This window comes from Actinomadura macra NBRC 14102 (assembly GCF_001552215.1).
GTDB classification, from domain to species: Bacteria; Actinomycetota; Actinomycetes; order Streptosporangiales; family Streptosporangiaceae; genus Spirillospora; species Spirillospora macra.
Genome location: NZ_BCQT01000009.1, coordinates 319,094 through 344,536 on the forward strand (window position 1 = coordinate 319,094; position 25,443 = coordinate 344,536).

22 protein-coding genes are annotated in these 25,443 nt (G+C 69.2%); 9 read left to right on the top strand and 13 right to left on the bottom strand.

Features of this window, described 5'->3' with window-relative positions; genetic code table 11:
* Nucleotides 1-130: 130 nt before the first annotated feature.
* Nucleotides 131-997, top strand: a complete 867-nt coding sequence (locus tag AMA02S_RS15300; protein ID WP_067458202.1) for a TIGR02452 family protein — start codon at nt 131-133, stop codon at nt 995-997.
* 12 nt (nt 998-1,009) lie between these two features.
* On the opposite strand, the gene AMA02S_RS15305 is transcribed toward AMA02S_RS15300, so the two are convergent.
* Entirely contained in the window at nt 1,010-1,729 is a 720-nt protein-coding gene (locus AMA02S_RS15305) for a TetR/AcrR family transcriptional regulator (protein ID WP_245667556.1), read from the bottom strand.
* A gap of 170 nt (nt 1,730-1,899) precedes the next feature.
* Between AMA02S_RS15305 and AMA02S_RS15310 the strand changes: the two genes are divergently transcribed.
* Complete coding sequence (locus tag AMA02S_RS15310) at nt 1,900-3,651, top strand: DHA2 family efflux MFS transporter permease subunit (protein ID WP_067458205.1); 1,752 nt, start codon at nt 1,900-1,902, stop codon at nt 3,649-3,651.
* A gap of 182 nt (nt 3,652-3,833) precedes the next feature.
* On the opposite strand, the gene AMA02S_RS15315 is transcribed toward AMA02S_RS15310, so the two are convergent.
* Nucleotides 3,834-4,760, bottom strand: a complete 927-nt coding sequence (locus AMA02S_RS15315) for an LLM class F420-dependent oxidoreductase (protein WP_067458208.1) — start codon at nt 4,758-4,760, stop codon at nt 3,834-3,836.
* 51 nt (nt 4,761-4,811) lie between these two features.
* Entirely contained in the window at nt 4,812-6,185 is a 1,374-nt protein-coding gene (locus AMA02S_RS15320; protein ID WP_067458211.1) for a COG1361 family protein, read from the bottom strand.
* Between the two features lie 201 nt (nt 6,186-6,386).
* On the opposite strand from AMA02S_RS15320, the gene AMA02S_RS15325 reads away from it, so the two are divergent.
* Nucleotides 6,387-7,412, top strand: a complete 1,026-nt coding sequence (locus AMA02S_RS15325; protein ID WP_067458214.1) for a DUF1906 domain-containing protein — start codon at nt 6,387-6,389, stop codon at nt 7,410-7,412.
* Nucleotides 7,413-7,493: 81 nt separating this feature from the next.
* Here the strand turns inward: AMA02S_RS15325 and AMA02S_RS15330 are convergent, their stop codons facing one another.
* Together AMA02S_RS15330 and AMA02S_RS15335 are read right to left on the bottom strand one after the other, a co-directional pair.
* A complete protein-coding gene (locus tag AMA02S_RS15330) occupies nt 7,494-7,790 on the bottom strand; it encodes a hypothetical protein (RefSeq protein ID WP_067458217.1) in 297 nt (98 codons plus the stop codon).
* A gap of 127 nt (nt 7,791-7,917) precedes the next feature.
* Complete coding sequence (locus AMA02S_RS15335; RefSeq protein ID WP_067458220.1) at nt 7,918-8,316, bottom strand: helix-turn-helix domain-containing protein; 399 nt, start codon at nt 8,314-8,316, stop codon at nt 7,918-7,920.
* Nucleotides 8,317-8,513: 197 nt separating this feature from the next.
* Here AMA02S_RS15335 and AMA02S_RS15340 point away from each other — a divergent pair, with 197 nt between their 5' ends.
* Nucleotides 8,514-8,801 carry a hypothetical protein gene (locus AMA02S_RS15340; RefSeq protein ID WP_157430593.1) on the top strand — a complete coding sequence of 96 codons (288 nt, stop codon included), beginning with the start codon at nt 8,514-8,516 and terminating at the stop codon, nt 8,799-8,801.
* Nucleotides 8,802-8,913: 112 nt separating this feature from the next.
* Entirely contained in the window at nt 8,914-11,973 is a 3,060-nt protein-coding gene (locus AMA02S_RS15345; protein WP_067458226.1) for an NACHT domain-containing protein, read from the top strand.
* A 15-nt stretch (nt 11,974-11,988) separates the two neighbouring features.
* Here the strand turns inward: AMA02S_RS15345 and AMA02S_RS15350 are convergent, their stop codons facing one another.
* The 5 genes from AMA02S_RS15350 to AMA02S_RS15375 all read right to left on the bottom strand — a co-directional run bounded on the left by AMA02S_RS15350 (nt 11,989) and on the right by AMA02S_RS15375 (nt 16,276).
* On the bottom strand, nt 11,989-12,489 hold the full coding sequence (locus AMA02S_RS15350) for a DUF6221 family protein (RefSeq protein ID WP_157430595.1): 501 nt from the start codon (nt 12,487-12,489) through the stop codon (nt 11,989-11,991).
* Nucleotides 12,490-12,514: 25 nt separating this feature from the next.
* Complete coding sequence (locus AMA02S_RS15355; RefSeq protein ID WP_067458231.1) at nt 12,515-13,711, bottom strand: GNAT family N-acetyltransferase; 1,197 nt, start codon at nt 13,709-13,711, stop codon at nt 12,515-12,517.
* Nucleotides 13,708-14,229, bottom strand: coding sequence for a GNAT family N-acetyltransferase (locus AMA02S_RS15360; RefSeq protein WP_067458233.1), 522 nt, complete (start codon nt 14,227-14,229; stop codon nt 13,708-13,710). The genes AMA02S_RS15355 and AMA02S_RS15360 overlap by 4 nt, the downstream gene beginning before the upstream one ends.
* A gap of 514 nt (nt 14,230-14,743) precedes the next feature.
* Nucleotides 14,744-14,977 carry a hypothetical protein gene (locus tag AMA02S_RS15370; RefSeq protein ID WP_157430596.1) on the bottom strand — a complete coding sequence of 78 codons (234 nt, stop codon included), beginning with the start codon at nt 14,975-14,977 and terminating at the stop codon, nt 14,744-14,746.
* Nucleotides 14,978-15,055: 78 nt separating this feature from the next.
* A complete protein-coding gene (locus tag AMA02S_RS15375; RefSeq protein ID WP_067458242.1) occupies nt 15,056-16,276 on the bottom strand; it encodes a helix-turn-helix domain-containing protein in 1,221 nt (406 codons plus the stop codon).
* A gap of 241 nt (nt 16,277-16,517) precedes the next feature.
* Here AMA02S_RS15375 and AMA02S_RS15380 point away from each other — a divergent pair, with 241 nt between their 5' ends.
* Nucleotides 16,518-18,464: a right-handed parallel beta-helix repeat-containing protein gene (locus AMA02S_RS15380; protein ID WP_218004976.1), complete on the top strand. Its 1,947-nt coding sequence runs from the start codon at nt 16,518-16,520 to the stop codon at nt 18,462-18,464.
* A 363-nt stretch (nt 18,465-18,827) separates the two neighbouring features.
* Here AMA02S_RS15380 and AMA02S_RS15385 read toward each other — a convergent pair whose 3' ends face one another.
* A complete protein-coding gene (locus AMA02S_RS15385) occupies nt 18,828-19,313 on the bottom strand; it encodes a carboxymuconolactone decarboxylase family protein (RefSeq protein WP_067458245.1) in 486 nt (161 codons plus the stop codon).
* A gap of 163 nt (nt 19,314-19,476) precedes the next feature.
* Between AMA02S_RS15385 and AMA02S_RS15390 the strand changes: the two genes are divergently transcribed.
* Nucleotides 19,477-20,355 (top strand): RNA polymerase sigma-70 factor, encoded by an 879-nt coding sequence (locus AMA02S_RS15390; protein ID WP_245667559.1) that lies wholly within the window; start codon nt 19,477-19,479, stop codon nt 20,353-20,355.
* Nucleotides 20,356-20,397: 42 nt separating this feature from the next.
* Here the strand turns inward: AMA02S_RS15390 and AMA02S_RS15395 are convergent, their stop codons facing one another.
* Both AMA02S_RS15395 and AMA02S_RS15400 read right to left on the bottom strand, forming a co-directional pair.
* Entirely contained in the window at nt 20,398-21,753 is a 1,356-nt protein-coding gene (locus AMA02S_RS15395; protein WP_067458251.1) for a class I SAM-dependent RNA methyltransferase, read from the bottom strand.
* Nucleotides 21,746-23,785, bottom strand: a complete 2,040-nt coding sequence (locus AMA02S_RS15400; protein WP_067458254.1) for an APC family permease — start codon at nt 23,783-23,785, stop codon at nt 21,746-21,748. The genes AMA02S_RS15395 and AMA02S_RS15400 overlap by 8 nt, the downstream gene beginning before the upstream one ends.
* Nucleotides 23,786-24,078: 293 nt before the next feature.
* On the opposite strand from AMA02S_RS15400, the gene AMA02S_RS15405 reads away from it, so the two are divergent.
* A complete protein-coding gene (locus AMA02S_RS15405; protein WP_067459063.1) occupies nt 24,079-24,744 on the top strand; it encodes a potassium channel family protein in 666 nt (221 codons plus the stop codon).
* Nucleotides 24,744-25,403 carry a potassium channel family protein gene (locus tag AMA02S_RS15410; protein WP_067458257.1) on the top strand — a complete coding sequence of 220 codons (660 nt, stop codon included), beginning with the start codon at nt 24,744-24,746 and terminating at the stop codon, nt 25,401-25,403. The genes AMA02S_RS15405 and AMA02S_RS15410 overlap by 1 nt, the downstream gene beginning before the upstream one ends.
* Nucleotides 25,404-25,443 lie beyond the last annotated feature (40 nt).

Genomic DNA, 25,443 nt, shown 5'->3' on the forward strand with positions numbered 1-25,443 from the left:
CCGACTTTGCCCAGGTTTCAGGCAAATCCCCATAACTTGGACGGCACGCAGAGCGAGCACGCAGGGTGGCGGCCCGACCGCGAAAACCGATTGCGGGCCCGGCGCCGTCACCTGCACAATCCGGAGGGACATGAGCACACAACCTCGCCGGATGATCGCGCGGGAGACCGTGGACATCCTCGGGCGCGGCGCCTACCCGTCCCCCTCCGGACGCACCGTCTCCGTTGCCGACCGCCTCGCGCGCGCCGTGGACGGCACCGTCCTGTACCGTCCGGACGAGTTGGACGCACTCCTCACACGCTTGCCCCCAGCAACGCCCGACGCCGTGACAGGCGCAGAGGCGCCTACAGAGACGCCCAGGGAAACGCTTATCGAGGTCACCGACGAAACCACCCTCGCCGCAGCGCACCGCCTGTGCACGCCCGGCGAGGTACCACTCGCACTCAACTTCGCGTCGGCAAAGAACCCGGGTGGCGGATTCCTCAACGGCGCACATGCCCAGGAAGAGGGCCTGGCCCGCTCCTCCGGCCTGTTCTCGTCGCTGTGCAAGGTCGGTGAGTTCTACGACTTCCACCGTGCCCAGCGTGATCTGCTCTACAGCGACCACATGATCTACTCACCGGATGTACCGGTGTTCCGGGACGACAGCGGGCGGCTGCTGGAGGAGCCGTACGAGACCGCGTTCCTGACCTCCGCCGCACCCAATCGCGGCGCGATCCGGGAACCGGCCAAGGCCGAGCGGATTCCAGAGGTGCTGGCCCTGCGCGTGCGTAAGGTTCTGGCAGTGGCGCGCGCGAACGGTCACCGGCGGTTGGTCCTCGGCGCCTGGGGCTGCGGCGTCTTCCGCAACGACCCGCACGAGGTCGCCGAGGCGTTCGCCGCGCCGCTGGGCCCGGACGGCGAGTTCGCGAACCACTTCGAGCACGTCGTCTTCGCGGTCTGGGACACCGCCGAGGGTGCGCCCCGCCTGACGGCCTTCCAGCGCACCTTCGCCTGACGGCACGCGCACTCAGGCGCCGGGAACGTAGGACGCGATGCCGCGGATCAGGATGTCGAGGCCGAACTCGAAGCGGTCGTCCCCCGTCCCGCTGGTCAGCTCGTCGACCATGCTGGTGATGTGGGGGTAGCGGTCCACCGGCAGTGCCTTGAAATAGTCGCGGATCTGCTGGAAGTGGACTTGGAAGGCCTCCCACGGGTCTTCCCCATCGGGTGTCTTCGTCATGTAGATCGTGTCCTCGATCGCGTCGGCGTCGATGTACATACCGAGGGTGTCGACGGCGAGGCCTGCGATCTTCGGAGGGACGCCGCCCTCCAGCATGAGAGCGAGCTGCGCCTCGGCGATGGCCAGCAGGCTGGGTCCGGTGGGAATCAGCCCCATGGACACCTTGGCGATGTCGCGGTGCGAGGTGTAGACGCGGCGGATCTCGCGCGCCAGCTCCTTCAGCTGCTCCTGCCAGCGGGACGGGTCGACCGCGGGCAGCCGGACCTCGGCGGCGACCTGGTCCAGCATCAGCTCGCGGAGCTCCTCCTTGCCCGAGACGTGGGCGTACAGGGAGGCGGGACCGGTGCCGAGCTCCTGGGCGACCCGGCGCATGCTCACGGCCTCCAGCCCCTCGGCGTCCAAGACGCGGAGCGCCGTCGCGACGATCAGGTCCTGAGTGAGCGGCTGTCGCGCGGGCGCGGTCTTGCGCGGCTTACGCCCGGGGGGCGTCGGCATGTCGGTGCCCACGATGATCCTCCAAGAAGTCGCGTTACATCTTGACTATCACGAAACGCGATATATCGTCTCTGGTGGCGAGAGAAGAGCAGGCGATCGCGAACATCGTACTTGACACGAACGGCGTTCTCCACGTAGAACGATGTTCGTCGATTACGAACAGTGTTCCCCCGGAGGCATCGATGACCGAGATGGCGGAGTCCAAGCCGAGAGCGGAGGTCGGGGCGGGCTACCGCTGGCGCTGGGCCGCCTTGTTCGTGATTCTCGCCGGCGAGGTCATGGACATGCTCGACGGGCTGATCACCAACGTCGCGGCGCCCACGATCCGCGGCGAACTGGGCGGCTCGACGAGCACCCTCCAGTGGCTGGCCGCCGGCTACACCCTGGCCATGGCGGTCGGGCTCATCACCGGCGGGCGCCTCGGCGACCTCTACGGTCGCAAGCAGATGTTCCTGGTCGGTGCGGCGGGCTTCACGCTCGGCTCGCTGCTGTGCGGCGTCGCCGTCTCTCCCGGCATGCTGGTCGGCGCCCGCCTCCTCCAGGGCCTGTTCGGCGCGCTGATGCTTCCGCAGAGCATCGGGATGATCAAGCAGATGTTCACGCCGAAGGAGATGGGTGCCGCGTTCGGCCTGTTCGGACCGGTCATGGGCCTGTCGTCGGTCGGCGGCCCGGTGCTGGCCGGCTGGCTGATCGACGCCGACCTCTTCGGCACCGGCTGGCGGATGATCTTCCTGATCAACCTGCCGCTCGGCGTCGCCGCCGTGCTCGCCGGGCTGAGGTTCCTGCCCTCGGGACGCTCCGAGCACGCCTCCCGGCTCGACCTCGTCGGCGCCGTGCTGGCCTCCCTCGGCGCCGGGCTGCTGATCTACCCGCTCGTGCAGGGCCGCGAGCTCGGCTGGCCTCTCTGGACGTTCGGCATGATGGTCGCGTCGCTCGCCGTCTGGGCCCTGTTCACCTGGTACGAGATGCGCAAGCAGCGCGCGGGCGGCGACCCGCTGATCGTCCCGAGCCTGTTCCGCAAGCGCGGCTTCACCGGCGGCCTGGTCGTCGGCCTGGTGTTCTTCTCGGGCATGGCGGGCATCGCCCTGGTGCTGGCCCTGTTCTTCCAGATGGGCCTCGGGTACTCCGCGCTCAAGGCCGGGCTGGCGCAGATCCCGTGGTCGGTCGGCATCATCCTCGGGTTCGTCGCCGCGCAGGGCGTGCAGCAACGTTTCGGCCGCAAGGTCATCCACGCGGGCACCGCCATCATGGCCGCGGGCATCGCCGCGTTCTACGCCACCCTCCAGGGCGCGGGCATCGACGTCACGCCGTGGCAGCTCATCCCCGCCCTGATCGTGACCGGTGCCGGCATGGGCCTGCTGATGGCGCCGTTCTTCGACATCGTGCTGGCGGGCGTCGAGCCCGAGGAGACCGGTTCGGCGGGCGGCACGCTCACCGCGGTCCAGCAGCTCGGCAGCGCACTCGGCGCCGCCGTCCTCGGAACGATCTTCTTCGGGCTGCTCGGCGGGCATGTGACGAGCGCCGCCGACGACGGCGCGGGCGAGCTGCGCCGCGACCTCGCCGCCGCGTCCGTCCCGGCCGACCGGCAGGACCGCATCGTCGCCGGCCTGCGCGCCTGCGGACATGACCGCGCCACCGCCGAGGACGCCGCCGCCGTGCCCGGCTCCTGCGCGCGGCTGGAGGGTGAGGTCAAGGCGGCCACCACCGCGGTGCCCCCGTCCGCGGCGGTGATCGGGCAGGCGGTCGGAAAGGCCGGTGAGCGGTCCGCCAAGACCGGTTTCAGCGACGCCATGAAGTTCACCCTGTGGGTCGAGATCGGTCTTCTCGGCCTCACCTTCATGGCGACGTTCCTGCTGCCGAGGCACGCCCGTCCCGAAGCGGGCGGTGCCCCTGAGGAAGAGGGCACGGTCAAGAAGATGCCCGCCACCGCATAGGCCCCCGACGGCTCCCGGCTCAGCGATCACCGGAGCGCCTCCGGAGGTCCCTGGCCCGGCAACCTCGGGAAGGGAAACGGCCCGCGGCGAGGGCGAGCGTTCCGGGATGACGGAACGCGCGTCCCCACCGCGGGCCCATTGCCGTACAGCCGGAGCTCGTGCCGGAACAGAGCTCGGGCGGGTCAGAGTTTGGCGAGGACCTCCGACGCCAGAAGCTCGATGTGCTCCAGGTCGTGCATGTCGAGAACCTGGAGGTAGACGCACTCGGCGCCCAGCTCGCCGAACCTGCCGATCTTCTCGACGATCTCGGCGGGCGTCCCGGCGAGGCCGCCGGCGCGCAGGTCCGCGACGTCCTGTCCGATGGCGTCGGCGCGCCGCCGCACCTCGGCCTCGTCCCGGCCGCAGCACACCGTCTGGGCGACCGAGCGGACGAGCGGCTTCGTCCGCCCCCGCTCCAGGCAGGCGGCGCGGACCCTGTCGTACGCGCCGGCGGTCTCGTCCAACGACCGGAACGGCACGTTGTACTCGTCGGCGTACAGGGCCGCGAGCTTCGGTGTCCGCTTCGCTCCGACCCCACCGATGATCACGGGTGGGCCGCCCGCCCGGGCGGGCTTGGGCAACGCGGGCGAGTCGGCCAGGGTGTAGTGCTCGCCCGCGAACGAGAACGTCTCGCCCTCCGGCGTACGCCACAGACCCGTGACGATCCGCAGTTGCTCCTCAAGCCGGTCGAACCGCTCGCCCAAGCTCCCGAACGGGATCCCGTACGCGGTGTGCTCCTGCTCGAACCAGCCCGTCCCGAGCCCGAAGTCGACGCGCCCGCCGCTCATCTGGTCGACCTGCGCCACCGAGATGGCCAGCGGCCCGGCGAGCCGGAACGTCGCGGCCGTCACCAGCGTCCCAAGCCGGATCCGGCTCGTCTCACGCGCCAGCGCGCCCAGGGTGACCCAGGAGTCGGTCGGCCCCGGATCGCCGGCGCCGCCCGCCATCGTGAGGTAGTGGTCGGAACGGATGAAGGCATCGAAACCCAGGTCCTCAGTGGCCTTGGCGACCGCCAGTTGCGTCTCGTAGGTCGCGCCCATCTGGGGTTCTGTGAAGATCCGAAGTCGCATGGGCCCATCCTCGTACGAACCTGGCGCGGGACGTGAACCGGGCCGTCGCCGTCAGTCCCCGGCGCGCTGGTTGCGGCGCCGGCGGCCGAGCCGGGTCAGGACGAAGCCCGTCCCGACCATGACCACGGCGATCTCCAGGACGACCCCGGTACGGGTCCCGGTCAGCGAGAACCCCGCCATTGCCTTCGACGGACGCGCCGCCTCGTCCGCCGGGGCGCCGAGGGGAGCGCCGTCGACATAGGCGACAGGACGGGCGGCGATGTGCTTCCTCTTGGCCGGCACCATCGTCTCCGCGGCGCGGGGCAGTTGCTCCTGCTCCGGCTTGGTGGCGGCGGTGGAGTCCGCACCGGTGATCGTCGTGCGGGCCACGGCCCTGTTGTTGGCGGCGTTGACGTCGATCGTCGACGTCGTGGCCTGGGATGGGGACTCCACGACGGTGCCGGCCCTGGCGTTCGCGTCCGGCATGACCGTGGTGCGGAGCGTCCGCTCCTGGCCTGGCCGCAGGGAACCGATCGCGCACGTGTAGCCGGTGCCGTTCGAGACGCACGCCCTGTCGCGCCCGACGAGGTTGGCCGCGCCCTCCGACTGGACGACGACGTTCTCGGCCGTGGACGGCCCGAGGTTCCGGACTTTCGTCTCGTACGGGATGGCCGCACCCGCCCGTGCGGTGACCGGGGCCTTCTTGGACATCGCGAGGTCGGCGGTCTTGGCGACGCGTACCGGCGGGAACATCCGCTTGGTGCGCGCCTTGCCCCACTTCGCCTTCCCACGACTACGGATCGTCCGTCCGGCGTCGACGCCCTTGGAGACCTTCGCGGTGAGCACCCCTGGAACGGTCTGGCCCGGCTTGACGACGCCCAGCCGGCAGACCACCTTGCGCTCGACCGCCGAACAGTTCGGCTGTCCCGACACGAACTTCAGCGTCCGCGGAAGCGTCACGCGGAACACCGCGCGGTGGGCCTTGGCCTCTCCCCTTGCCTTCCCCTTGGTGGTCACGGCGAACGGCCAGTTGTAGGTTCCGCCGGGGATGACCTGCGTACCCGGCCCGCTCATGCTGAGCAGAACGGTGTCGCCCTTGCCCTTCGGGTGCGCCTTGGGATTCGCGGGCTTGGCGTGTGCGCCCGGCTTGACGTGCGCTTTGGGCTTGGCTTGTGCTTTGGGCTTGGCCTGTGCTTTGGGCTTGGTCTGGGACTTCGGCTTGGTCTGCGTCTTCGGCTTGACCTGTGGCGCCGGTCCACCTGGAGGCTTGGGCTTCCCGGGCGTCACCTCGCCGCCCTTGTGCGGACGCTTGTGCGCGACGGGGGCCGGCCCCTCTGCTGGGGTCCCGCCATTCGCGTCCTGCATCGGGACGACGCCCAGCAGCGGAGCCGCCGCCAGCAGCACGAGACCTCGTGCGCTGATGCGCTCCCTCGCGTTCCGGAACATTGTGGACCCCCGTGACCTGCGGATTCATTGATCAGGTCCGTTGTAGCGACCGGCCGGCTCTCGCGCTAGCGTAACGTCGGCGTGTCGTCACCGACAGTGATAACAGCGCCCGTGGGCACGTCAATATTCGAGATTTCATGCAACCGTAAGGCAACAGCCGCTTGAATCGGCGATGACCTGAATTCAGAGCATGGAGTTGAGATGGCAGTCTTCGGCGTCGACTACGCGTGGGGGCGTCCGGGCGTGGCCGCGCTGAAACGCGCCGGCGCGAAGTTCGTGTGCCGTTACCTCTCGCACGACACCACCGGCAAGAACCTGACCCGGGACGAAGCGAACGAACTCTCCGCGGCCGGCCTGTGGCTCGTGGTCGTCTGGGAGTCCACCGCGTCCCGCGCCCTGGACGGACGGGAAGCCGGAGAGGACGACGCCCGCGCCGCCGCCGGCCAGGCCGAGTCGCTGGGCATGCCGGACGACCGTCCCATCTACTTCGCGGTCGACTTCGACGCCACGTCCGAGCAGCAGCGCGCCATCAACGCCTACCTGGACGGCGCCGCGTCCGTCATCGGACGGGAACGGGTCGGCCTGTACGCCGGCCACGGACCGATCAAGCGCGCGTTCGACGCCGGCAAGATCACCTACGGCTGGCAGACGTACGCCTGGTCCGGCGGCGACTGGGACTCCCGTGCCCAGCTCCAGCAGTATTCCAACGACCATGACATCAATGGTGTGAGCACCGACTACGACCGCGCCCTGAAGAGCGACTACGGGCAGTGGCGTGTCGGCGTCTCGCCCGAGGGAGACGACATGCCCGACTACGTGTCCGTCGGCACCGAAACCGCCCAGCAGCTTCCCCCCGGCACGTGGACGAGTGTCAGCTGGCATATCGACTACTCCGACACCGAGCACCAGCACAGCGACACGGGCGGCCCCAGCGTGCTGACCGGTTCGGCCCGCTACTCGCTGAGCGCGGCGGTGAAGGTCGGCGGTGTCCCCGCGGGCACGCTCATCCAGGCGCGGGTCGTGGAGGTGGAGATCGCGGACACCGACAAGTACGAGCCCGGCCCGATCCAGGACTTCGTCGCGGTCGGCGATGAGATGAACGTCCTGTACGGGCTGGCCGCCGACACCGTCCGCAAGGACCATCGCGTCCGCTTCCAGCTCGTCCAGCACGGCCCAGCCGCCGCCACCCTCACCGGCGGCAGCGCCAAGGTCTTCTTCTGGCGGTGATCCGAGATCCTCACGGAACGCCCCACCTCACGGCCGGGTGTTCGCTTCGGTGGCTGCTTGTGGTGCTGGGTATCGCGTGCGTCAGTACAGGTCGTCGCCATGCTCCGCGGCGGCGGCGCGGGCGGCGTTGTGCAGGACGTTGGTCTGGACCTCGATATGACGCAAGATCCGCCGCTGCTGCTCGCGGAGGTCGCGGAACAGCCGGAAACCCACCACCGAGAGGGCGACGACCACGATGATCAGACCGCCGTTGACGAGGACGAGCAACTCCGCCCGGCCGTCGTGGACCGCCATCACGGCGAACCCCGCTCCGGCCGACACGGCGCAGGCCGCGAGAGCACACACCGCCCCCCGGACGCAGGTGGCGCTTCCGCGCATATCGCCGACTCTCCTTCGCACAGGAGCCGGGGCGTGTTTGACCTCATCCCGGCACAACAAGTCTGCCCGGCTGTCAGCTCCCGCAACAACCGGTCAGTACCGGAAAGTCTTCAGATCGCAGAAAAACTCACCGGCCACCCGGCTCCCCGTAGAGCGCACGCAGGAACGCTAGCGCCATACGCCGCTTTTCTCCCGGATTGGCCCTCAGGTCGGCGAAGTAGGCGTTGAGCTCCGACAGTTCGCGCAGCGCCTCGTCCGGCCCGCCCTTGAGCTCGAGGCCGAGCGGCTCCATCCCCTCTCCGACACGCAAAAGATCACCCGGTCGCCATTGGAGGGCGTTCTCTATCGAGCTACGGGTCCGCGCCTGCGGCCAGCGGTCCCCCGCCTCCAGGTTGTAGATCGTCTTGACCGTGACCCCGGCGCGTTCCGCCAGCTGCTCCTGGGTCAGACCGAGAGATCCACGCCGGGCGACCACGTACTTGGCGACCCGCTCCCGGTCCAGCTCTCCAGCCATGCTGCCCAGCATGACGGAAACAGTAAGAAACATCCAGCGACCTGAAAACGGACATTTTTTCTAGTAAACTTTCCATGACTTACTGGTTTGATCTAGAAATATTACCGGTAAGTACCTGATAGAAGGGGTCAAAGCTCTGGGCGGTCGTCCAGCACGGTCCCCGAAAGGAAAGGGGCGTTCACGCTGTGACTGAGGAGGGTCCGATCACCATGGAGTTGGCGCTGTCAGAACTCCGCCGTGACACCGATGTACAGCTGGCCAATCTGGAAGGCCAGCTCGCGCTGCTCTTCCAGCGCAACGAACTGAACGAACTACAGGCGCGCGATCAAGCTCGCCAGCTCAACGAGCTCGAAGACCGGCTGAGCGCCGCCGAACGCGAGCAGGTCACCCGGGCCCACCTCGACAACCGCTTTCGCCATACGCTGGCGCTGCTGTCACTCATCGCCGCCATCGCGTCCGTCGCCGTGGCCCTCCTCACGACCATGCTGAGCCGCTGACGGCTCCGATCTACCGAAACCGGTCAAGGCGCACCAGGGGATCAGGTGAACGCACGGCGTCCACCTTGGAACGATGGGACATGAGACCGTTCCTCGTCCCCCTGGAGCGCCCGTGGCACGTGGACTCAGCTACGCCGACGCCGTCAAGCTGCTCGGCGGCACCGACAGCGCGATCGTCACCGCGCTCGATCGGCTCACCGGGGGCATCCTGCTGGCCGCTTCCAGCGGCGGCAGTGCCCTCGCCCTCAGCCTCTTCGACGCCAAGGGCGAGCTGTTCCGGCACGGCCACGCCCTGGTCGGCAGGCTCGTCGAAAAGAAGAACGGTCTCGGCCGCGCCGACCGGACCGAACGCCTCGCCGCGGCCCAGCGTGTTCTCGCCGTGACGGCCTTCTTCGAGGTGGTCTCGGAAGTCGGCCTGCCGTTCGACACGGCGGAACTGCGCCTCGGCAAGGCCGACCAGATGGCCCTCGCCGGTGGCGACCCGTCGGTCTTCCCGCTGCTCGTCGACGGCCTGACCAACGCGGAGATCCCGCTGGTCACCCCGGCGACGCCGTACCAGCAGGTGCTGAGCGATCTCCTGGTCTTCCACGCGAGCCTGAGCGAGGATCTGCTGCGCTTCATCATGGGCCTGGTCGTCTGGGACCGGCTCGACGCGGCCGACCGGACCCGGCTGTTCGACCTCCTGAGGTATGAGGTCCCCTCGGCCGCCACCCGCCGTTTCGAGGAGCATTTCCGACGGCTCGCCACGGACTTCCCCGAGGTCGCGTTCTGGACGGACCGCGCGGACCACCAGGCCGCCCGGCAGGAGATCCATCACCTCCGGACGAGCCTCGCCGGGCTCCGGCAGATCCTGGACCAGATCGCCGCAGGCCGGGTGCCGGACGATCGCCGCGCCGCGCTGGCACGCCGCTACCAGGCCCGGCTGGGACGGCCGGTCTCGGAGTCCGGCGACATCCCCGGCGGGTTGGCCATCCCCACGCTCGAAGACGCCTATGTCAATCCGCACTGCCGCATAAGGCTCGCCGGCCCGTCCGACGCGCTCAGCCGCGAGGACTGGTGGCAGGCGGCACCCGTCCGGGACGATCTTCAGGAGCTGTTGATCGGCCATCTCACGGCTCCGGAAGCGGCGTGGGAGCCCCTTCTGCTGCTCGGCCAGCCGGGTTCGGGCAAGTCCGTGCTCACCCAGGTCCTCGCGGCGCGGCTGCCCGCCGCCGACTTCATGGTCGTCCGGGTCGTCCTGCGCGAGACCCCCGCCGACGCCGACCTCCAGGGCCAGATCGAGCACGCCGTGCGCGACGCCACGGGCGAGGCCATGGTCTGGACGGAGCTGGCCCGCAGCTCCGGTGACGCGTTTCCCGTCGTGATCCTCGACGGCTTCGACGAACTGCTCCAGGCGACGGGCGTCAGCCAGTCGGACTATCTCCAGCAGGTCGTGCGGTTCCAGGAGCGCGAGTCCGACCAGGGGCGGCCCGTGGCGGTCATCGTCACGAGCCGCACCGCCGTCGCCGACCGCGCTCGCATCCCGATCGGCGGCGTCACCGCGATCCGGCTCGAACCGTTCTCGGACGAGCAGATCGGCCACTGGCTCGACATCTGGAACACCACCAATTCCCAGCACTTCACCGACCGCGGCATCCATCCTCTTTCGGTGGCCGCCGCCCTGTCGCATGGCGACCTCGCACGGCAGCCGCTTCTGCTGCTGATGCTCGCGCTCTACGATGCGGACGCGAACGCGCTCGGGAACGACGGTGAATCACTCGACCTGGCCGGACTCTACGAACGGCTCCTCACCCGCTTCGCCGAACGCGAGATCGGGAAGACCCAACCGGGGCTGGACCCGCACGCGTTCACCGAGTCCGTCGAGGCGGAACTGCTCCGCCTCTCCATCGCCGCGTTCGCCATGTTCAACCGGGGCCGCCAGTGGACGACGGAACAGGAACTGACCGGTGACCTCGCGGCCCTCTTTCCGGAGCGTCCCGGCCAGGTCGGCATCGGTTTCCGTACTCCCCTCACGCCGGGGCAGACAGTCATTGGACGTTTCTTCTTCATCCACCAGTCACAGGCACTGACGCACGAAACACGGCTGAGCACCTACGAGTTCCTGCACGCCACATTCGGCGAATTCCTCGTGGCCAGGCTGACGGCACAAGAATTGACGGCACTCGCCCGTGTCGCCGCCGCCCGCTCCCGCCACCAGATGGTGGACGACACGTTCCTTCGCGCGCTGATCTCCTACGCGCCCCTGACCGACCGTGAGCCGATCGTCGATTTTCTTCAGCAATTCCTGTCCGCTCTCCCCGCCGGGGAGCGTGCGGTCATGGGCGATTTTCTTCTGAGCAGCTTCCACACCGCTCTTGAGCCTCGCCGTGACCAGAGCGCCTACGCACCCGTTCAGCAGACCGTCCCCGCGCATCACGCGGTCTACCTGGCGAACATCCTCGTGCTCACGACGATCGTCAGAGGCTCGGTGACCGGCGGCGAACTCTTCCCCGGCGAACCCTATCCGGTCGGCCCGTGGTGGCGGTGCGCACGGCTGATGCAGTCTCAACTCCAGCGGTCCGGCTGGTCAGGAATGATCAACACCATCCGCCTCGAACGCATCACGACAGAGGGAAACAGTCGAGACATTCGGCTCACCGTCCCGCGCTCGCCCTGGGATCCGAAACCGATCTCCTTGCCCTGGACTTTCCATCTACCATCGGACCAGACCGCGTGGTCGGTCGCAGATATGGCGGAGATCAAACTCTCCACGACCTTCAGCTGCGATGAAATCGAGGACATCATGAGCCACGCATTGGAGCCGCTGCGATCATCGGATATCCCGGAGGCGGATAATTTCACCACCGAACTCACGAGAACCGGTCCGGACCGGGTCATCTCGTTCACGCATGCTCTGGTCCGACTATGGAGCGTGTCCGGGAAAGGTGATGCGACCAGCGTCGAACTTGCCGCGGCCTATGAGGAATGCCTTGATTTCGAGTATCTTCTCGATGCCGTCGAGGCGATACTTCGGCCACTGGCGGCGGATGCCTTCCGGCTGCCCCGGGAATGGCGGGCGGACGTCCTCGACGAACTCCGCGAATCCATCAAGGCCAGGCCCGCGGCGCATCCCTGGGCACGGCAGGCGTTCCATGACCTGGACCTCGGCTTCCTCGATTCTGGCGACACCTGACCGCCCGGACCGTCCTCAGGCACGCCACGCCGTCCGGTACGCCGGATGGTCGGCGTACGGCATGGCCAGCAGACGCAGTGTCGAGCAGCCGCCATCCCGCACGGCCTCGCCGCACGTCTGGCACACCCCCGTCCCGTTCATCCCGGAATGATGTTCGAGCAGGTGCCGCTTGACCTGGACCTCGGCCACCACCCTGGCGGGGGAATGGCGTGCCACATGCAGCGCCACGCCTTCCTTCACCCAGCGGACGTCCAGCACATGGTGCGGCCCGACTCCCGGTCTGCTCTGCCAGGGATAGGTGTTGACGCTTCGCATCTCCACCGGCCGCTGAATGTGGTCCATGGGCCGCCGCCCGAGGCGGAGCCGCTCGCCGGTCTCCGCCTCCACCCACTGCCACCGCTCCACCGCAGAGGTGTCGGGGCCACCCCGGGGACGGCTGCGGTAGTCGGCCGCCCAGCGCGCCGTGTCCTCGTCCTCGAAGAGGCGGGCGCGCAGAAAGTCCACAAGATCACTCATCCGCCCATACTCCCGGACGAACGGGCTAGAAGTTGTCGTTCGTGTACGGCGCCAGCGGAACGGAGAAGGCCCGGTCCAGCCGGCCGGCGGCGTCCAGCGTGTGCTCTGTGATCAGACCGAGCCGAGCCAGGGTGCGCAGGCTGCCGCCGCCGAGGTAGGCGGCGGCCAGCGCGGCGGCGTCGAGGGTGAGGTCGGGGGCGTCGGCCGTCGGATCGCACGCGCCCGCGGTGAGCCGCCAGCGGCCCTGGTTCGCGGGGAGGTGCGCGTCCCGCAGGTCGATCACCAGGGACTCGTCGGACGCCCAGTTCCGGGCACGGAGGGCGGCCGGCGCGTCGACCAGGCGGAGCCAGAGCGCGCCGGAGAGGCTGTTCACCACGACCTGGTCGGGGTCGGCGACCATGTGCGGGACGAGGTCGTCCTCGGGACGCTGATCCGCCTTGATCCGGTTGGTGAGGTCGATCGACGCGAGATACCGCCACAGCGCGGCCTCCACCTGCGGGGTGTCGGCGACGAGGTCTTCGAGGCGGACGACGCCCCGGTCGGTGTAGTGCGTCCGGTAGATCGCGTAGCCGCCGGGCTCCCCGTCCATGACGACGATCCGGGGCTCGGTGAACGACTCCGCCTCCTCGTCCACGAGCGGGAGGATGCCGTGCTCCCACCATTCGGTGTCGCGGACGAGGCCGCCGGGGCGCCGCTCGATCGCGCGGGCGTGAATCGGTCCCAGGATCTCGGCGGCGGCGTGACGGTCGATCAGCCGCAGGGGCCGCGGGTCGGCCTCGGTCCGCAGGGTGAGCGGGCGGGACGTGTCGATCTCCATCCCGATCATCCGGTTGGCGAGTCCGTAGCCGTACCGTCCGTAGATGGCGCTTTGGGACGCCCAGAGCGCGGTCACCGGACGGTTCGCCGTGCCGGCGTCCGCCAGCGCACGCTCCATCATGGCCGTCAGGACGCCACGGCGCCGGTGCGTGGGCAGAACCCCGGCGAAGGTGATCGCCGAACAGTCCAGCAGGACGCCCGGGGCCGAAAGACGCATCGGGAGGGCCGCGAGCTGGCCGACGAGGGCCTCCCCCGTGTAGGCGCCGATGCGCTCCGCGCGCCGGGCCACCCACAGGTACCGTTCGCGGTTCTCCTCTTCGGTGCGGTGGTGAAAGACCAGGTCCGCAATGTCCAGCATGCGGTCCACGTCACCCTCGGGGATCTCCCTGATCTCCAAATCGGTCATGCTTTTACGGTATGCCTGCGGCGCAACCGATTTTCCCAGGTGATCCGGTAGTACTTCAGCCGGTCGTCCGCGCCGACGAACTTCATGCCGGCCGCAGTCATGACGCGCTGGGAGGCGACGTTGCCGTGGTCGGTGTCGCCCTCCACCGCGTTGACGCCCTGATCCCAGGCGAATTCCAGCAGCCCCCGCAGCGCTTCGGTCGCGTACCCGTTGCCCTGCGCCGAGGGGATCAGCCCGTACCCGATCGTCACGGTGCCGTTCTCGTCGGCCCCACCGTGAAAGCCGAGCCCACCGATGGCCAGGCCGTCCTCCCGCCGCCGGATCTCGTACGCGCCGAAGGGCCGGGGATCACCCGCGTGCACGCACGTCGCCAGGTACCGCCTCGCCCCCGCGAGATCGCTGTCGGTGGGATATCCCGGCGCCCACCCGGCACCGGACGGCTCACCCTCGAGCAGCCCTTCCGCTTCGGTGACGCTCAGCGGATGCAGGACGAGCCGCTCGGTTTCCAGGTCTTTCATTCCCAACGGTTATCACAGAGCCGTCCCCACCCGTGCACGGGGGGTCACGGACTCCGGTCATTCCTACCGCCAGGATGAGGCCGGCCGTATGTGCGGGCAACCGGCCCGAAAACCATCGTCCAGGACCTGGAGGACACCAGCCGACCCGGCCGCTCCCCCGACCTGCCGCTCCCCCACTCCACCCCCACAGGCAGGTCGCGCCGCGCAGGGGACGAGGTGACTCCTCGATCCGGTAGGACACGAAACGCCCGCACCACCGGAACGTCCGTGCCCATCGCGCGGCCTCGCTCACGAGCGCCCTCACCGGCGCCGGGCGTCCAGCCACACGACACTCAATCCCCCGTTCGTTGACCAACGGGATCAGCCTGTGGCTCCCACACCCGCGGCGCCTCCGCAAGCAAGAACAGATACGCCTGCTCACGCACCCGCTCCACATCCGAATCCAACGCCGCCAAAATCCACTGCCACAACTCATGCGACAACAACATGAACCCCACACCCCGCTGATGCCCGCTCACAACCCCGCACCCCGCTCCGCCTCCACAACCTCCCGAAGCAGCTCCCGCAGAAGATCGGACGTATCCGCATCCACCTCGGTGACCGCACGCACCCCCCGCCACCCCTCCGGCGGCGGCCGACGAATCGCCCACCACCGCCCGGTGTCACGAGTCAAGATCATCGACCAGCCGGGAAACTCAGCGCAGAGTTCCGCCTTGGCCGCTTCGGCATCACGGGTCTGTGTGCTCATGTGCAACATTCAGCCCTACGGGAGCCATCGCGACGGCCCAGCCTGTGCCTGTATACGGAGAGGTACAGAATGTACCCGCTACGTGATCAAGTGGAGCGTGCGCGCGAGATCGCGCACCTCACCCTCGACCGAGGCCGGCGCCCCTGGCAGCATCTCCGCCACCATCGACCTTGCGAACAGGGAAAACGAGAACGTGTCGACGGAGACGCTCCGGGCCTTGCTCATCAGGTGGACGGCGGCCACCGCGTCACCCTGCCGATGATGGGCGCGCGCCACCTCTACCAAATACCTGGATTGTCGCGTCCGGCTAGGCACCCCGCTGGGGCGTATGGCGTTGGCGGCTTTCACCGCGAGGCCCGGCTTCTGTAGGTCGAGATGGATCGTCACCGCATAGTGCTCGACCATCCCTCTACCGATCATCAGCCACGGGTGGACGTAGCCGTCCAGGGAGGCAGCCGCGCGTGTCGCCCTGTCGTAGTGGAACCACGCCTCGCCGTCCTTGCCGAGTTTCGCGTGCGAGAGGGCGACCGCAAGATGCATGAGGCTGTAGAGGGCCCGCTCCTCCGTCGAGTCGGCCGGGCGCAGCATCGAGGCGGCGTCCGTCGCCACGTCCACCCTGGCCTCGGCGGCTTCTCCCGCGTCACGCCACACGTGGTTCATGTACCAGGCGGCACCGGCCACGGCGATCGGATCGTCAGCGTACTCAGCGGCGAGCATCGCGCGATCACCGGTCATGTACACCAGTTCGGCGGCGGGCGTGTGGGAGGCATACAGCTGGGCCAGGTGATAGGTCCTCGCGAGATCCCGGGCGACGTCACGGCGCTCTGTCCCGTCCAGCGCGCGCATCATCGCCCTGCCGTCGGAGATCAGTTCTGGCAGCATCGGCGCCACCGCGTCGCGCTCAGTCTCGCTGGAGTGCCAGACACGCCACGCCGTCGCGACGCGATGGGCGAAATGCGTCGGCGACGCCGGAGCCCCGGCCCGGTCGACCGGGGACGCCATGGCATTGCGAATCGAGTCCAGATCTCCGGGGGCGCGCTTGGAGTAGGTGACCCTGGACAGCCTCGCCTCACCGGTCAGCTCGGCGAGGTCGTCAACGTCCAGGACTTCGGCAAGTCGGATCAGCATGGGGAGGCGCGGCATTCCCAGCCGTCCTGTCTCAAGCCCTTTGACCCACTCGGGTGATCGGCCCACCAGTCCGCCGACCACGGCTCTGCTCTTGCCAGCCCGGCGCCGGTAGTACGAGAGACGCGTTGCAAACGGAGCAGCCGCGTCGGGTGCGCTGATGCTCTCCGGCATAGGGCCACACCCCTTCTCGAGTCCGGCACACTCAGGCTACGGTGCGCGGCCCTTCCCGTCAGTTCGAATGCGTGCTCGTCTGTGCTTGTTCGTGCCACCTGGCTGGTGGGCGGGTGAAGGGCCTGACGATGGTCGTGTTTCGACTCCGTCTAAGGACGATCGTGTGATCGACCTTCGGCCGACGCGGGTCCTGTTGGGCCGATTGGAGGGTGGGATCAGGATCATCGACTGAGGAGGAAGCTTGGCGATTCTGTGGACGCCCGCGAGACGGGGCACGGCCGCGGCGCTCGCGGTCGGCGTGCTCGTGACGGCGGCGCCGGCGGCCGCACAAGCACGCGCCCAGCCGGACGCGGAGCAGTTGTACGTCGCGCCTTGGGGCAAGGACACCTGGCCTGGCTCAGCCGAGCGCCCCTTCGCCACCCTGAAACGGGCGCAGCAGGCGGTGCGTGCCCAGACTGCGGGAATGAAGTCGAACCTGGTGGTGAACCTGCGCGGCGGGACGTACACCCTGGACGCTCCCCTGCGGCTGTCGGAGGAGGCGGGCGACTCCGGCCGCAACGGGCATCGGGTGATCTATCAGGCCCACGGGTACGGGACAGCGCGGCCGGAACCGGTGACCATCAGCGGCGGGCGGCAGGTGACGGGCTGGCAGCCGGACAAGCAGCTCAAGGGCGCCTGGCGCGCCGAGGTGGGCGGGCTCGACACCCGTCAGCTCTACGTCAACGGCAGGCGTGCCACGCGTCCCTCGATCGGGGTGCCCCTCCCCGGCAAGGTCACCGTCACCAAGACCGGATACGAGACCGACAGCACCGCCCCGCAGTCGTGGCGCACGCCGCGTGACCTGGAGTTCATCTACGGCTTCGCCTACGCCGAGGGGCGCTGCGGCGTGTCCGGGATCTCCGGGGACGCCAAGCACAGCGTGATCACCATGGACGAGCCGTGCTGGCGGCTGGCCCGGGAGCTCTACGGCGCCGAGGCGCTGCAAGAGGTGTCGGATGTCGAGAACTCCCCCAGCTTCCTGCGCAAGCCGGGCAGCTGGTACCTCGACCGGTCACGCCCTGGGCATCACGAGTTGCTGTACCTGCCGCGCCCGGGAGAGGACATGCGCAGTGTCCAGGCGGTCGCCCCTGTCCTGGAGTCGCTGGTCAGCGGGAGCGGACGGGAGGGCCGTCCGCTGCACGACGTCAGCTTCAAGGGCCTGACCTTCGCGTACGCCACCTGGCTCGCGCCCAGTGAGGCCGCCGGATTCGCCTCCGCGTGGAGCATGTACATGCGGCCGGAAGGGCTGCTGACGGTACCGGGAAATGTCGCCTTCCACAGAGCCGAACGGCTCACTTTCGAGGGCAACCGCTTCGTGCATCTGGGCGCGCAGGCCCTGGAGATCTCCGACAACAGCTCGCACAACGTCGTGGACGGCAACGTCTTCACCGATGTCTCGGACGGCGGCATCCTCATGGGCGTCGTCCCTCCCGACGTGAAGGGGGTCAATCGCGGTAACCGGATCACCAACAACTGGATCAACTACACCGGACAGGACTACCACGCGTCCTCCGGCATCTGGGATACCGCGACCTCGGAGACCACCATCGCGCACAACCAGGTCGACAACGTCCCCTACAGCGGCATCCTCACGGGTCCGAGTGACGACCTGCGCGGCATCATTCACAAGAACCGCATTCTGAACAACCGGGTGTTCAAGACCAACCTGGTACTGCCGGACGGTGGCGGGATCTACCTGCGGGGCGAGCAGGGAACCTCGTTCGAGGACGGGGCCGTCATCAGCGGCAACGCGGTCAACGACAGCAAGAATCCCGTGTGGAACGTCGGGATCTACACAGACGACAGCACCAACTGGGTGACCGTGAACCGCAATGCCGTCTACGACTACGCAGCCTCTATCGGCGGATGCAGTGAGGTGTGGGGTGACCGTCCCGTCCAGAACGTCCACTATCGCGGGAATTTCTGGGACGACGCCGTTCCCACCTGGGTCGAGCGAAAGAGCTTTCCCGGGGCCTGGCCGACCGCCGAGCAGGAATGCGGAGAACCCAGTGGACTCCACTTCACCGGCAACACCCTGCTGAACCCGGAGAACCCCGGCCGCGCCTGCGCGGACAATCCCGCCTGTGCCGCGATCCTGGCCAACGCAGGGCCGCTCCCGGCCTACCGTCGGACGCTCCAGCTCCGATAGGGCCTGTCTCGTGGATCCACGTCCCGCGGGACGTGGATCCGCGGGGCTCGATGGTTTGCATCCACGACCAGTAGTAAGCCACCGAGCGAAGATCCACCTCCAGGGACCGCCGACGGTGTCATGAAGCCTTCTGGGCGGAGGGGCGTCGCCAACGGCTGAACCGGGAGGAACCATGTCTGGAATCGCTTCGATGTTCGCCGAACGCAGCCTGGAAAGGTCGACGGACCACCTGGTGACGGGGCTCGTGATGGAGCCCGAGATGCCACCGGCTGACGCGGCGCCCTTCGCGAGGGGCTGCCGCGCCACCCGGATCACCGTGTGCGGCTCGGACCGCTCACGGTCGGCCCGGAGATCGGGCGCCGATCAGCTCGTGAAACTGCTGAACATACCGGGCTCGTAGGCTCCTCCCTGGTTGCGTACGATCACGTTGAGCCGGTTGGCCGCGTTGATCAGGGCGACGAGGGACACCAGCGCGGCGATCTGATCGTCGTCGAAGTGTTCGCGCACCCGGGCCCAGGTCTCGTCGGACACGCCGCGGTGGGCGTCGGCGATGCGGGTGCCCTCCTCGGTGAGCGCCAGCGCCGCCCGCTCGGCCTCGGTGAACACGGTGGCCTCGTGCCAGACGGCGACCAGGTTGAGCCGGAGCGCGGTCTCACCGGCCGCGGCGGCCTCCTTGGTGTGGATGTCGACGCAGGGACCGCAGCCGTTGATCTGGCTGGCGCGCAGCATCACCAGATCCTGGGTGGCCTTCGGCAGCGGTGACTGCTCGATCACCTGGTTGATGGTGTAGAGACGCTTGGCGATTTTGGTGCCGATCTCGTTGGCGAGCAGGTCGAAACGGGGTGCCATGGTCTGTTCTCCCTCGTGGACTCGGGTGCCGCGCTCGTCGTTCGCGCGACGTCCTGATGCCATGGAGATGCCGTCGGCCCGATCCCTGTGACATCCCCACCACCGTGACGTGCGCCACCGGGCGCGGATGTCACAAAGCGGCGGGGATCGGCGTCTTGTGCGTATGGACTCCGCCACCGAGACGTTCGTCGCCCACCGCAACCTGCTGTTCACCGTCGCCTACGAGATGCTCGGCTCGGCAGCCGACGCGGAGGACGTCCTGCAGGAGACCTGGCTGCGTTGGACGGGCGTCGATCTCGACACCGTGCGGGATCAGCGCGCCTACCTGGTCCGGATCACCACGCGCCAGGCGCTGACCCGGCTGCGCACTCTCGGCCGGCGCAAGGAGTCCTACTTCGGCCCCTGGTTGCCCGAGCCGCTGCTCACCTCGCCCGACGTGGCCGAGGACGTCGAGCTGGCCGAGAGCGTCTCGATGGCGATGCTGCTGGTGCTGGAAACGCTCACGCCGACCGAGCGGGCGGTGTTCGTGCTGCGCGAGGTGTTCGACGTGGAGTACGACGAGATCGCGGAAGCCGTCGGCAAGACCCCGGCCGCGGTCCGCCAGATCGCCCATCGGGCCCGGGTGCACGTCGCTGCGCGCCGGCCACGCGGGGGCGTCTCCCCGGCCGAGACCCGCGGCGCGCTGACGGCGTTCAAGCGGGCGGTCGAGACGGGCGATCTGCAAGGGCTGCTGGACGTCCTCGCACCGGATGTCGTCCTCCTGGGTGACGGCGGCGGAGTCGTGCAGGCGTTGCCGAAGCCCGTCGTGGGGGCCGACCGGGTGTCCCGCCTGCTCGCGATCGGCATGCCCCTGACCGGGGGCGCGGTGTCGGTCGAGCCGGTGCAGGTCAACGGCTGTCCGGCCCTGATCGTCCGGCTCGACGGGAAGATCGACGATGTCGTGGCGCTGCGGATCGACGACGGCCTGATCACCGGGCTCTACATCGTGCGCAATCCCGAGAAGCTGGCGCATGTCGAGCGGGAGACCACCCTGCACCGCTGAGCCCGCATCGGCAAGGATCGTCGCCGGGCCTGGATCAGCCGCCTAGCCCTTGACCAGGGTCGCCAAGAGCTCCACGTGGTGGGTCATGGGGAAGGCGTCGAAGGCGCGGAGGGTGTCCAGGGTCCAGCCCTTGTCGCTGAAGTAGGACAGGTCGCGGGCCAGGGTGGCGGGGTCGCAGGAGACGTAGGCGATCTTGCGGCCGGCGAGGCGGGTGATGTGGTCGACGACGTCGCGGCCGGCGCCGGTGCGGGGCGGGTCGAGGACGACGAGGTCGGCGCGGCGGACGCGGGAGCCGCCCCTGTGCCCGACGCCGTGGCCGGTGCCGCGCTTGTTCTGGGCGCGGGACGAGGAGGCGGCGCGGCCGAACTCCAGGTCGGCGACGACCTCCTCGACGGGGCCGCGCTCGATGGAGACGTTCGGGAGGTCGCGCAGGTTGAAGCGGGCGTCGCGGACGGCCTGGCCGTCGGATTCGACGCCGACGACGAGGCCGTTCGGGCCGATGCGGTCGGCGAGGACGCCGGCGAACAGGCCGACGCCGCAGTACAGGTCGACGGCGATGTCGCCGGGCTTGGGCTCCAGCGCGTCCAGGAGGGCGTCGGCGAGGAGCTGGGCGGCGCCGGGGTGGACCTGCCAGAAGCCGCTGCCGCTGACCTGGTAGAGGCGGCCGGACACCGACTCGCGGACGTAGGGGAGGTTCGCCCCGGGTTCGGGCTTGCCCCGGACGAGGCGGACCGGGACGTCCAGGCGCGGCACCCGGACCTTGCGACGGTCGCGGCCGCGCAGGACGACGAGGCGGTCGCCGGTGGTGGCGGAGACGATGCCCTCCACGCCGGACGCGCCGGGCCAGCGTTTGCGTTCGATGCCCATCAGCTCGACGCCCGGGTGGGCGATCAGGCACTCGTCGATGGGTTCGATGTCGTGGGAGCGGTGGCGGCGCAGGCCGACGGCGCCGTTCGCGACGGAGAACTGGACGCGGGTGCGCCAGCCGAGGCCGGGCGGCGGCGCCACCTCGCTGTCGACCGGGTAGGGCACCTCCTCCACGACGACCGTGCGGGTGATCCCGGCGAGGCGTTGGAGCTGCTCCTCGACGACGGTGGCCTTGAGGGCGCGCTGGGCGGGCAGGGAGGCGTGCTGCCAGTCGCAGCCGCCGCAGCGGCCTGGCCCGGCGAACGGGCAGGGCGGCGGGACGCGGTCGGGGGACGCCTCGATGATCTCCACGGCGTCGGCGCGGAGGAAGTTCTTGGTGGTGTCGGTGACGCGGGCGCGGACCCGTTCGCCGGGCAGGGCGTGCCGGACGAAGACGACACGGCCCTCGTGGCGGGCGACGCAGAAGCCGCCGTTGGCGACGTTGCCGACCTCGAGTTCGAGGAGATCGGGGGCCGGTTCCGAATCAGTCACGGTCCGAAACACTACCGCCACCCGGGCGTGCATCGGCCGCCGCGCGTGGTGGCCTGCGGGAGGCGCCGGGACCGGGCGGCTCCTGCCTGCCCTTGAGCCGGTCGGAGGACTGTAGCTGCCAGGCGACGCTGGTGACCATGACGCCGGGCTGGAACAGCAGCCTGCCCTTGAGACGCAGGGCGCTCTGGTTGTGCAGGAGCTGCTCCCACCAGTGGCCGACGATGTACTCGGGGATGAACACGGTGACGACGTCGCGGGGGCTCTTGCGGCGGACGCCCTTGACGTAGGCGAGGACGGGTCGGGTGATCTCCCGGTACGGGGAGTCGAGGATCTTCAGCGGGACGGGGATGTCGAGTGCGTCCCATTCGTCCTGGAGGCGTTGCGACTCCTGCGCGTCGACCGCGACGGTCACCGCCTCCAGCGAGGACGGACGGGTCGCGCGGGCGTAGGCCAGCGCCCGCAGCGTCGGCTTGTGGATCTTGGAGACGAGGACGATGCCGTGGTTGCGGGCGGGCAGCGCCACATCCTCGCCGGAGGGGACGAGCTCCTCGGCGACACGGTCGTAGTGCCGTCTGATCCCGCGCATCAGCAGGAACAGCACCGGCATGGCGATGCAGACGATGTAGGCGCCGAGCGCGAACTTGGTGATCAGCACGACGATCAGGACGACGCCGGTGAGGGTGGCCCCGAACGCGTTGATGCCCCGGGAGGTCTTCATCCGGCGGCGCTGCGCCGCGTCGCCCTCGGTGGCCAGCAGCCGGTTCCAGTGCCGGACCATGCCGACCTGGCTGACGGTGAAGGACACGAACACCCCGACGGTGTAGAGCGGGATCAGGCGGCTGACCGACGCGTCGTAGGCGTAGATCAGCAGCCCGGCCATGGTCGCGAGGATGATGATGCCGTTGCTGAACGCGAGCCGGTCGCCGCGGGTGTGCAGCTGGCGCGGCAGGTAGCGGTTCTGGGCGAGCACCGAGCCAAGCACGGGAAAACCGTTGAACGCGGTGTTGGCGGCGAGGAACAGGATCAGCGCGGTCATCGCGGTGACGAGCGCGAAGCCCGGCGTGAAGTTGGAGAACACGGTGTGCGCGACCTGGGCGATCACCGGGTCGGCGTCCTGCACGGCCTTGCCGGTGGACGGGTCGATCAGCTGGCTGCCCTGGTCGGGCTCGGCGAACTTGGCGTCGGTGATGAACGCGAAGGCGGTGACGCCGCCGAACATCGTCATCGCCACGACACCGAGCATCAGCAGGGTCTTGGCCGCGTTGTCGCCCTTGGGCTTCTTGAAGGCGGGCACGCCGTTGCTGATCGCCTCGACGCCGGTCAGCGCGGCACAGCCGGACGAGAACGCCCGCAGGAGCAGGAACACCAGGGCGAAGCCGGCGACGTCCGCCTCGTCGCCGCGGATCTCGTAGTGCGCGGTCTCGGCCTGGAGGTCGGCGCCGGCCACCAGCCGCAGCCCGCCCCACAGCAGCATGCTGCCGATCGCGAACATGAAGAGGTAGGTGGGGACGGCGAAGGCGAATCCCGCCTCTTTCAGCCCGCGCAGGTTCGCGAGGGTGAGCAGCACGACCATCGCGATGGCCACGGCGACCTCGTGCGGCTGCATGAACTTCAGCAGTGCCCCGAGGTTCTCCACACCGGACGACACCGACACCGCGACCGTCATGACGTAGTCGACCAGCAGCGCGCTCGCGACGAGCACGCCCCAGTTGTCGCCGAGGTTGGTGGTGGCGACCTCGAAGTCGCCGCCGCCGCTCTGATAGGCCCGGACGTTCTGCCGGTAGGAGGCGACCACGGTCAGCAAGATCACCACCACGGCCGCGGCCACCCAGGGCGTGTAGTGGTACATCACCAGCCCGCCCGCGCCGAGCGCGAGCAGGATCTCCTGCGGAGCGTAGGCCACCGACGACAGGGCGTCGCTGGCGAACACGGGTAGCGCGATACGCTTGGGCAGGAGCTGCTCGTGCTGCTGGGAGCTGCTGAGGGCGCGGCCAAGGAGCAGCCGCTTCGCAAGGTCGGGAACCTTTGACACGGGACGAGACTCTAGCCCGTCGAGATGACGGTCTCCGGGTCGCCCGGGGCCTGGCGAGCACACCGGTGGGGAATGCTCCACCGCAGGTGCGGGAGCCGGGCCGGGAAGCGATCCCCATGGCGGATGTGTAGGGCGGATGTGTAGGTTTGCAGCCCGGCAGGATCATTCATCGGGAAGCGATCCTCGGGTGCGCACGGCGTCGGCGGGCAGTGGTCGGCCTGGACGACGAATGCCGTGGACGGCGCGGGGGCGCCAGGGGGAACGTCCTCCTGGACGGGATCGAGGGAACGGCCGTGCATATCGTGATCATGGGGTGCGGGCGGGTCGGGTCGACGCTCGCCCACATCCTGGAGGACAAGGGCCATTCGGTGGCCATCATCGACCAGAGCCCGGAGGCGTTCCGCCGGCTCCGCAGCGGGTTCCGGGGGCGCCGGATCACCGGGTTCGGGTTCGACCGCGATGTGATCGCCGAGGCGGGCATCGAGCAGGCGTCGGCGTTCGTGGCCGTCAGCAGCGGCGACAACTCCAACATCATCTCCGCGCGGGTGGCGCGCGAGACGTTCGGCGTGGACAACGTGGTGGCCCGGATCTACGACCCCCGGCGCGCCGAGGTGTACCAGCGCCTCGGCATCCCGACGGTCGCGACCGTTCGGTGGACCGCCGACCAGATCCTGCGCCGGCTGCTGCCGGAGGGGGCCGAGCCGCTGTGGCGCGATCCGACCGGCGCCGTGGTGCTCGCCGAGCTGGACACCGGGCACCTGTGGGTGGGTGAGAAGGTCTCCGCGCTGGAGGAGCACGCACGGACGCGGGTGGCGTTCCTGTCCCGGATGGGCGAGGCCCTCGTCCCCGAGCGGGACACGGTGATCCAGGACGGCGACATCGTGCACATCATGGCGCGCGCGGACGACGTGGAGCGCGTCAACGCCGCCGTCGCGTCGCGGAGCGGGGAGGACGCCTGATGCGGGTCGCTATCGCGGGGGCTGGCGCGGTGGGCCGCTCCATCGCGCAGGAGCTGCTGGAGAACGGGCACGAGGTGCTGCTGATCGACAAGAGCCCGAAGGCCATCAAGGTGGAGACGGTGCCGCGGGCGGAATGGCTGCTGGCGGACGCGTGCGAGATCTCCGCGCTGGACGACGCGGCGCTGGAGCGTTGCCAGGTCGTGGTCGCCTCGTCCGGTGACGACAAGGTCAACCTGGTGGTGTCGCTGCTGGCCAAGACCGAGTACGGGGTGCCGAGGGTCGTCGCGCGGATCAACCACCCGAAGAACGAGTGGCTGTTCAACGAGTCGTGGGGCGTGGACGTGGCCGTGTCCACGCCGCGGCTGCTGTCGGCGCTGGTGGAGGAGGCCGTGAGCGTCGGTGACCTCGTCCGGCTGATGACGTTCCGGCAGGGCGAGGCGAACCTGGTGGAGCTGACGCTGCCCGAGGATGCGCCGCTCGGCGGCGAGCGGGTCGGCTCGGTGGCGTGGCCGCGCGACACGGCGCTGGTGGCGATCCTGCGGGAGGGCCGGGTGCTCGTCCCGATGCCGGACGACACCCTGGAACCGGGCGACGAGCTGATGTTCGTCGCCAGCCAGGATGTCGAGGACGAGCTGGCCGAGTTGCTCGGAGCGCGCTGAAGTACTGCGGTGCCCTCGGCGTCGGGCGCTGAACGCCCTC

Excerpts from the sequence above, each read along its gene's own strand:
- AMA02S_RS15315 (WP_067458208.1), bottom strand. The coding sequence starts at position 4,760 with ATGCGACTTCGGATCTTCACAGAACCCCAGATGGGCGCGACCTACGAG.
- AMA02S_RS15335 (WP_067458220.1), bottom strand. The coding sequence starts at position 8,316 with ATGCTGGGCAGCATGGCTGGAGAGCTGGACCGGGAGCGGGTCGCCAAG.
- AMA02S_RS15310 (WP_067458205.1), top strand. The coding sequence starts at position 1,900 with ATGACCGAGATGGCGGAGTCCAAGCCGAGAGCGGAGGTCGGGGCGGGC.
- AMA02S_RS15300 (WP_067458202.1), top strand. The coding sequence starts at position 131 with ATGAGCACACAACCTCGCCGGATGATCGCGCGGGAGACCGTGGACATC.
- AMA02S_RS15320 (WP_067458211.1), bottom strand. The coding sequence starts at position 6,185 with ATGTTCCGGAACGCGAGGGAGCGCATCAGCGCACGAGGTCTCGTGCTG.
- AMA02S_RS15355 (WP_067458231.1), bottom strand. The coding sequence starts at position 13,711 with ATGACCGATTTGGAGATCAGGGAGATCCCCGAGGGTGACGTGGACCGC.
- AMA02S_RS15410 (WP_067458257.1), top strand. The coding sequence starts at position 24,744 with ATGCGGGTCGCTATCGCGGGGGCTGGCGCGGTGGGCCGCTCCATCGCG.
- AMA02S_RS15340 (WP_157430593.1), top strand. The coding sequence starts at position 8,514 with ATGGAGTTGGCGCTGTCAGAACTCCGCCGTGACACCGATGTACAGCTG.
- AMA02S_RS15375 (WP_067458242.1), bottom strand. The coding sequence starts at position 16,276 with ATGCCGGAGAGCATCAGCGCACCCGACGCGGCTGCTCCGTTTGCAACG.
- AMA02S_RS15350 (WP_157430595.1), bottom strand. The coding sequence starts at position 12,489 with ATGAGTGATCTTGTGGACTTTCTGCGCGCCCGCCTCTTCGAGGACGAG.
- AMA02S_RS15385 (WP_067458245.1), bottom strand. The coding sequence starts at position 19,313 with ATGGCACCCCGTTTCGACCTGCTCGCCAACGAGATCGGCACCAAAATC.
- AMA02S_RS15325 (WP_067458214.1), top strand. The coding sequence starts at position 6,387 with ATGGCAGTCTTCGGCGTCGACTACGCGTGGGGGCGTCCGGGCGTGGCC.
- AMA02S_RS15370 (WP_157430596.1), bottom strand. The coding sequence starts at position 14,977 with ATGAGCACACAGACCCGTGATGCCGAAGCGGCCAAGGCGGAACTCTGC.
- AMA02S_RS15330 (WP_067458217.1), bottom strand. The coding sequence starts at position 7,790 with ATGCGCGGAAGCGCCACCTGCGTCCGGGGGGCGGTGTGTGCTCTCGCG.
- AMA02S_RS15390 (WP_245667559.1), top strand. The coding sequence starts at position 19,477 with ATGGACTCCGCCACCGAGACGTTCGTCGCCCACCGCAACCTGCTGTTC.
- AMA02S_RS15360 (WP_067458233.1), bottom strand. The coding sequence starts at position 14,229 with ATGAAAGACCTGGAAACCGAGCGGCTCGTCCTGCATCCGCTGAGCGTC.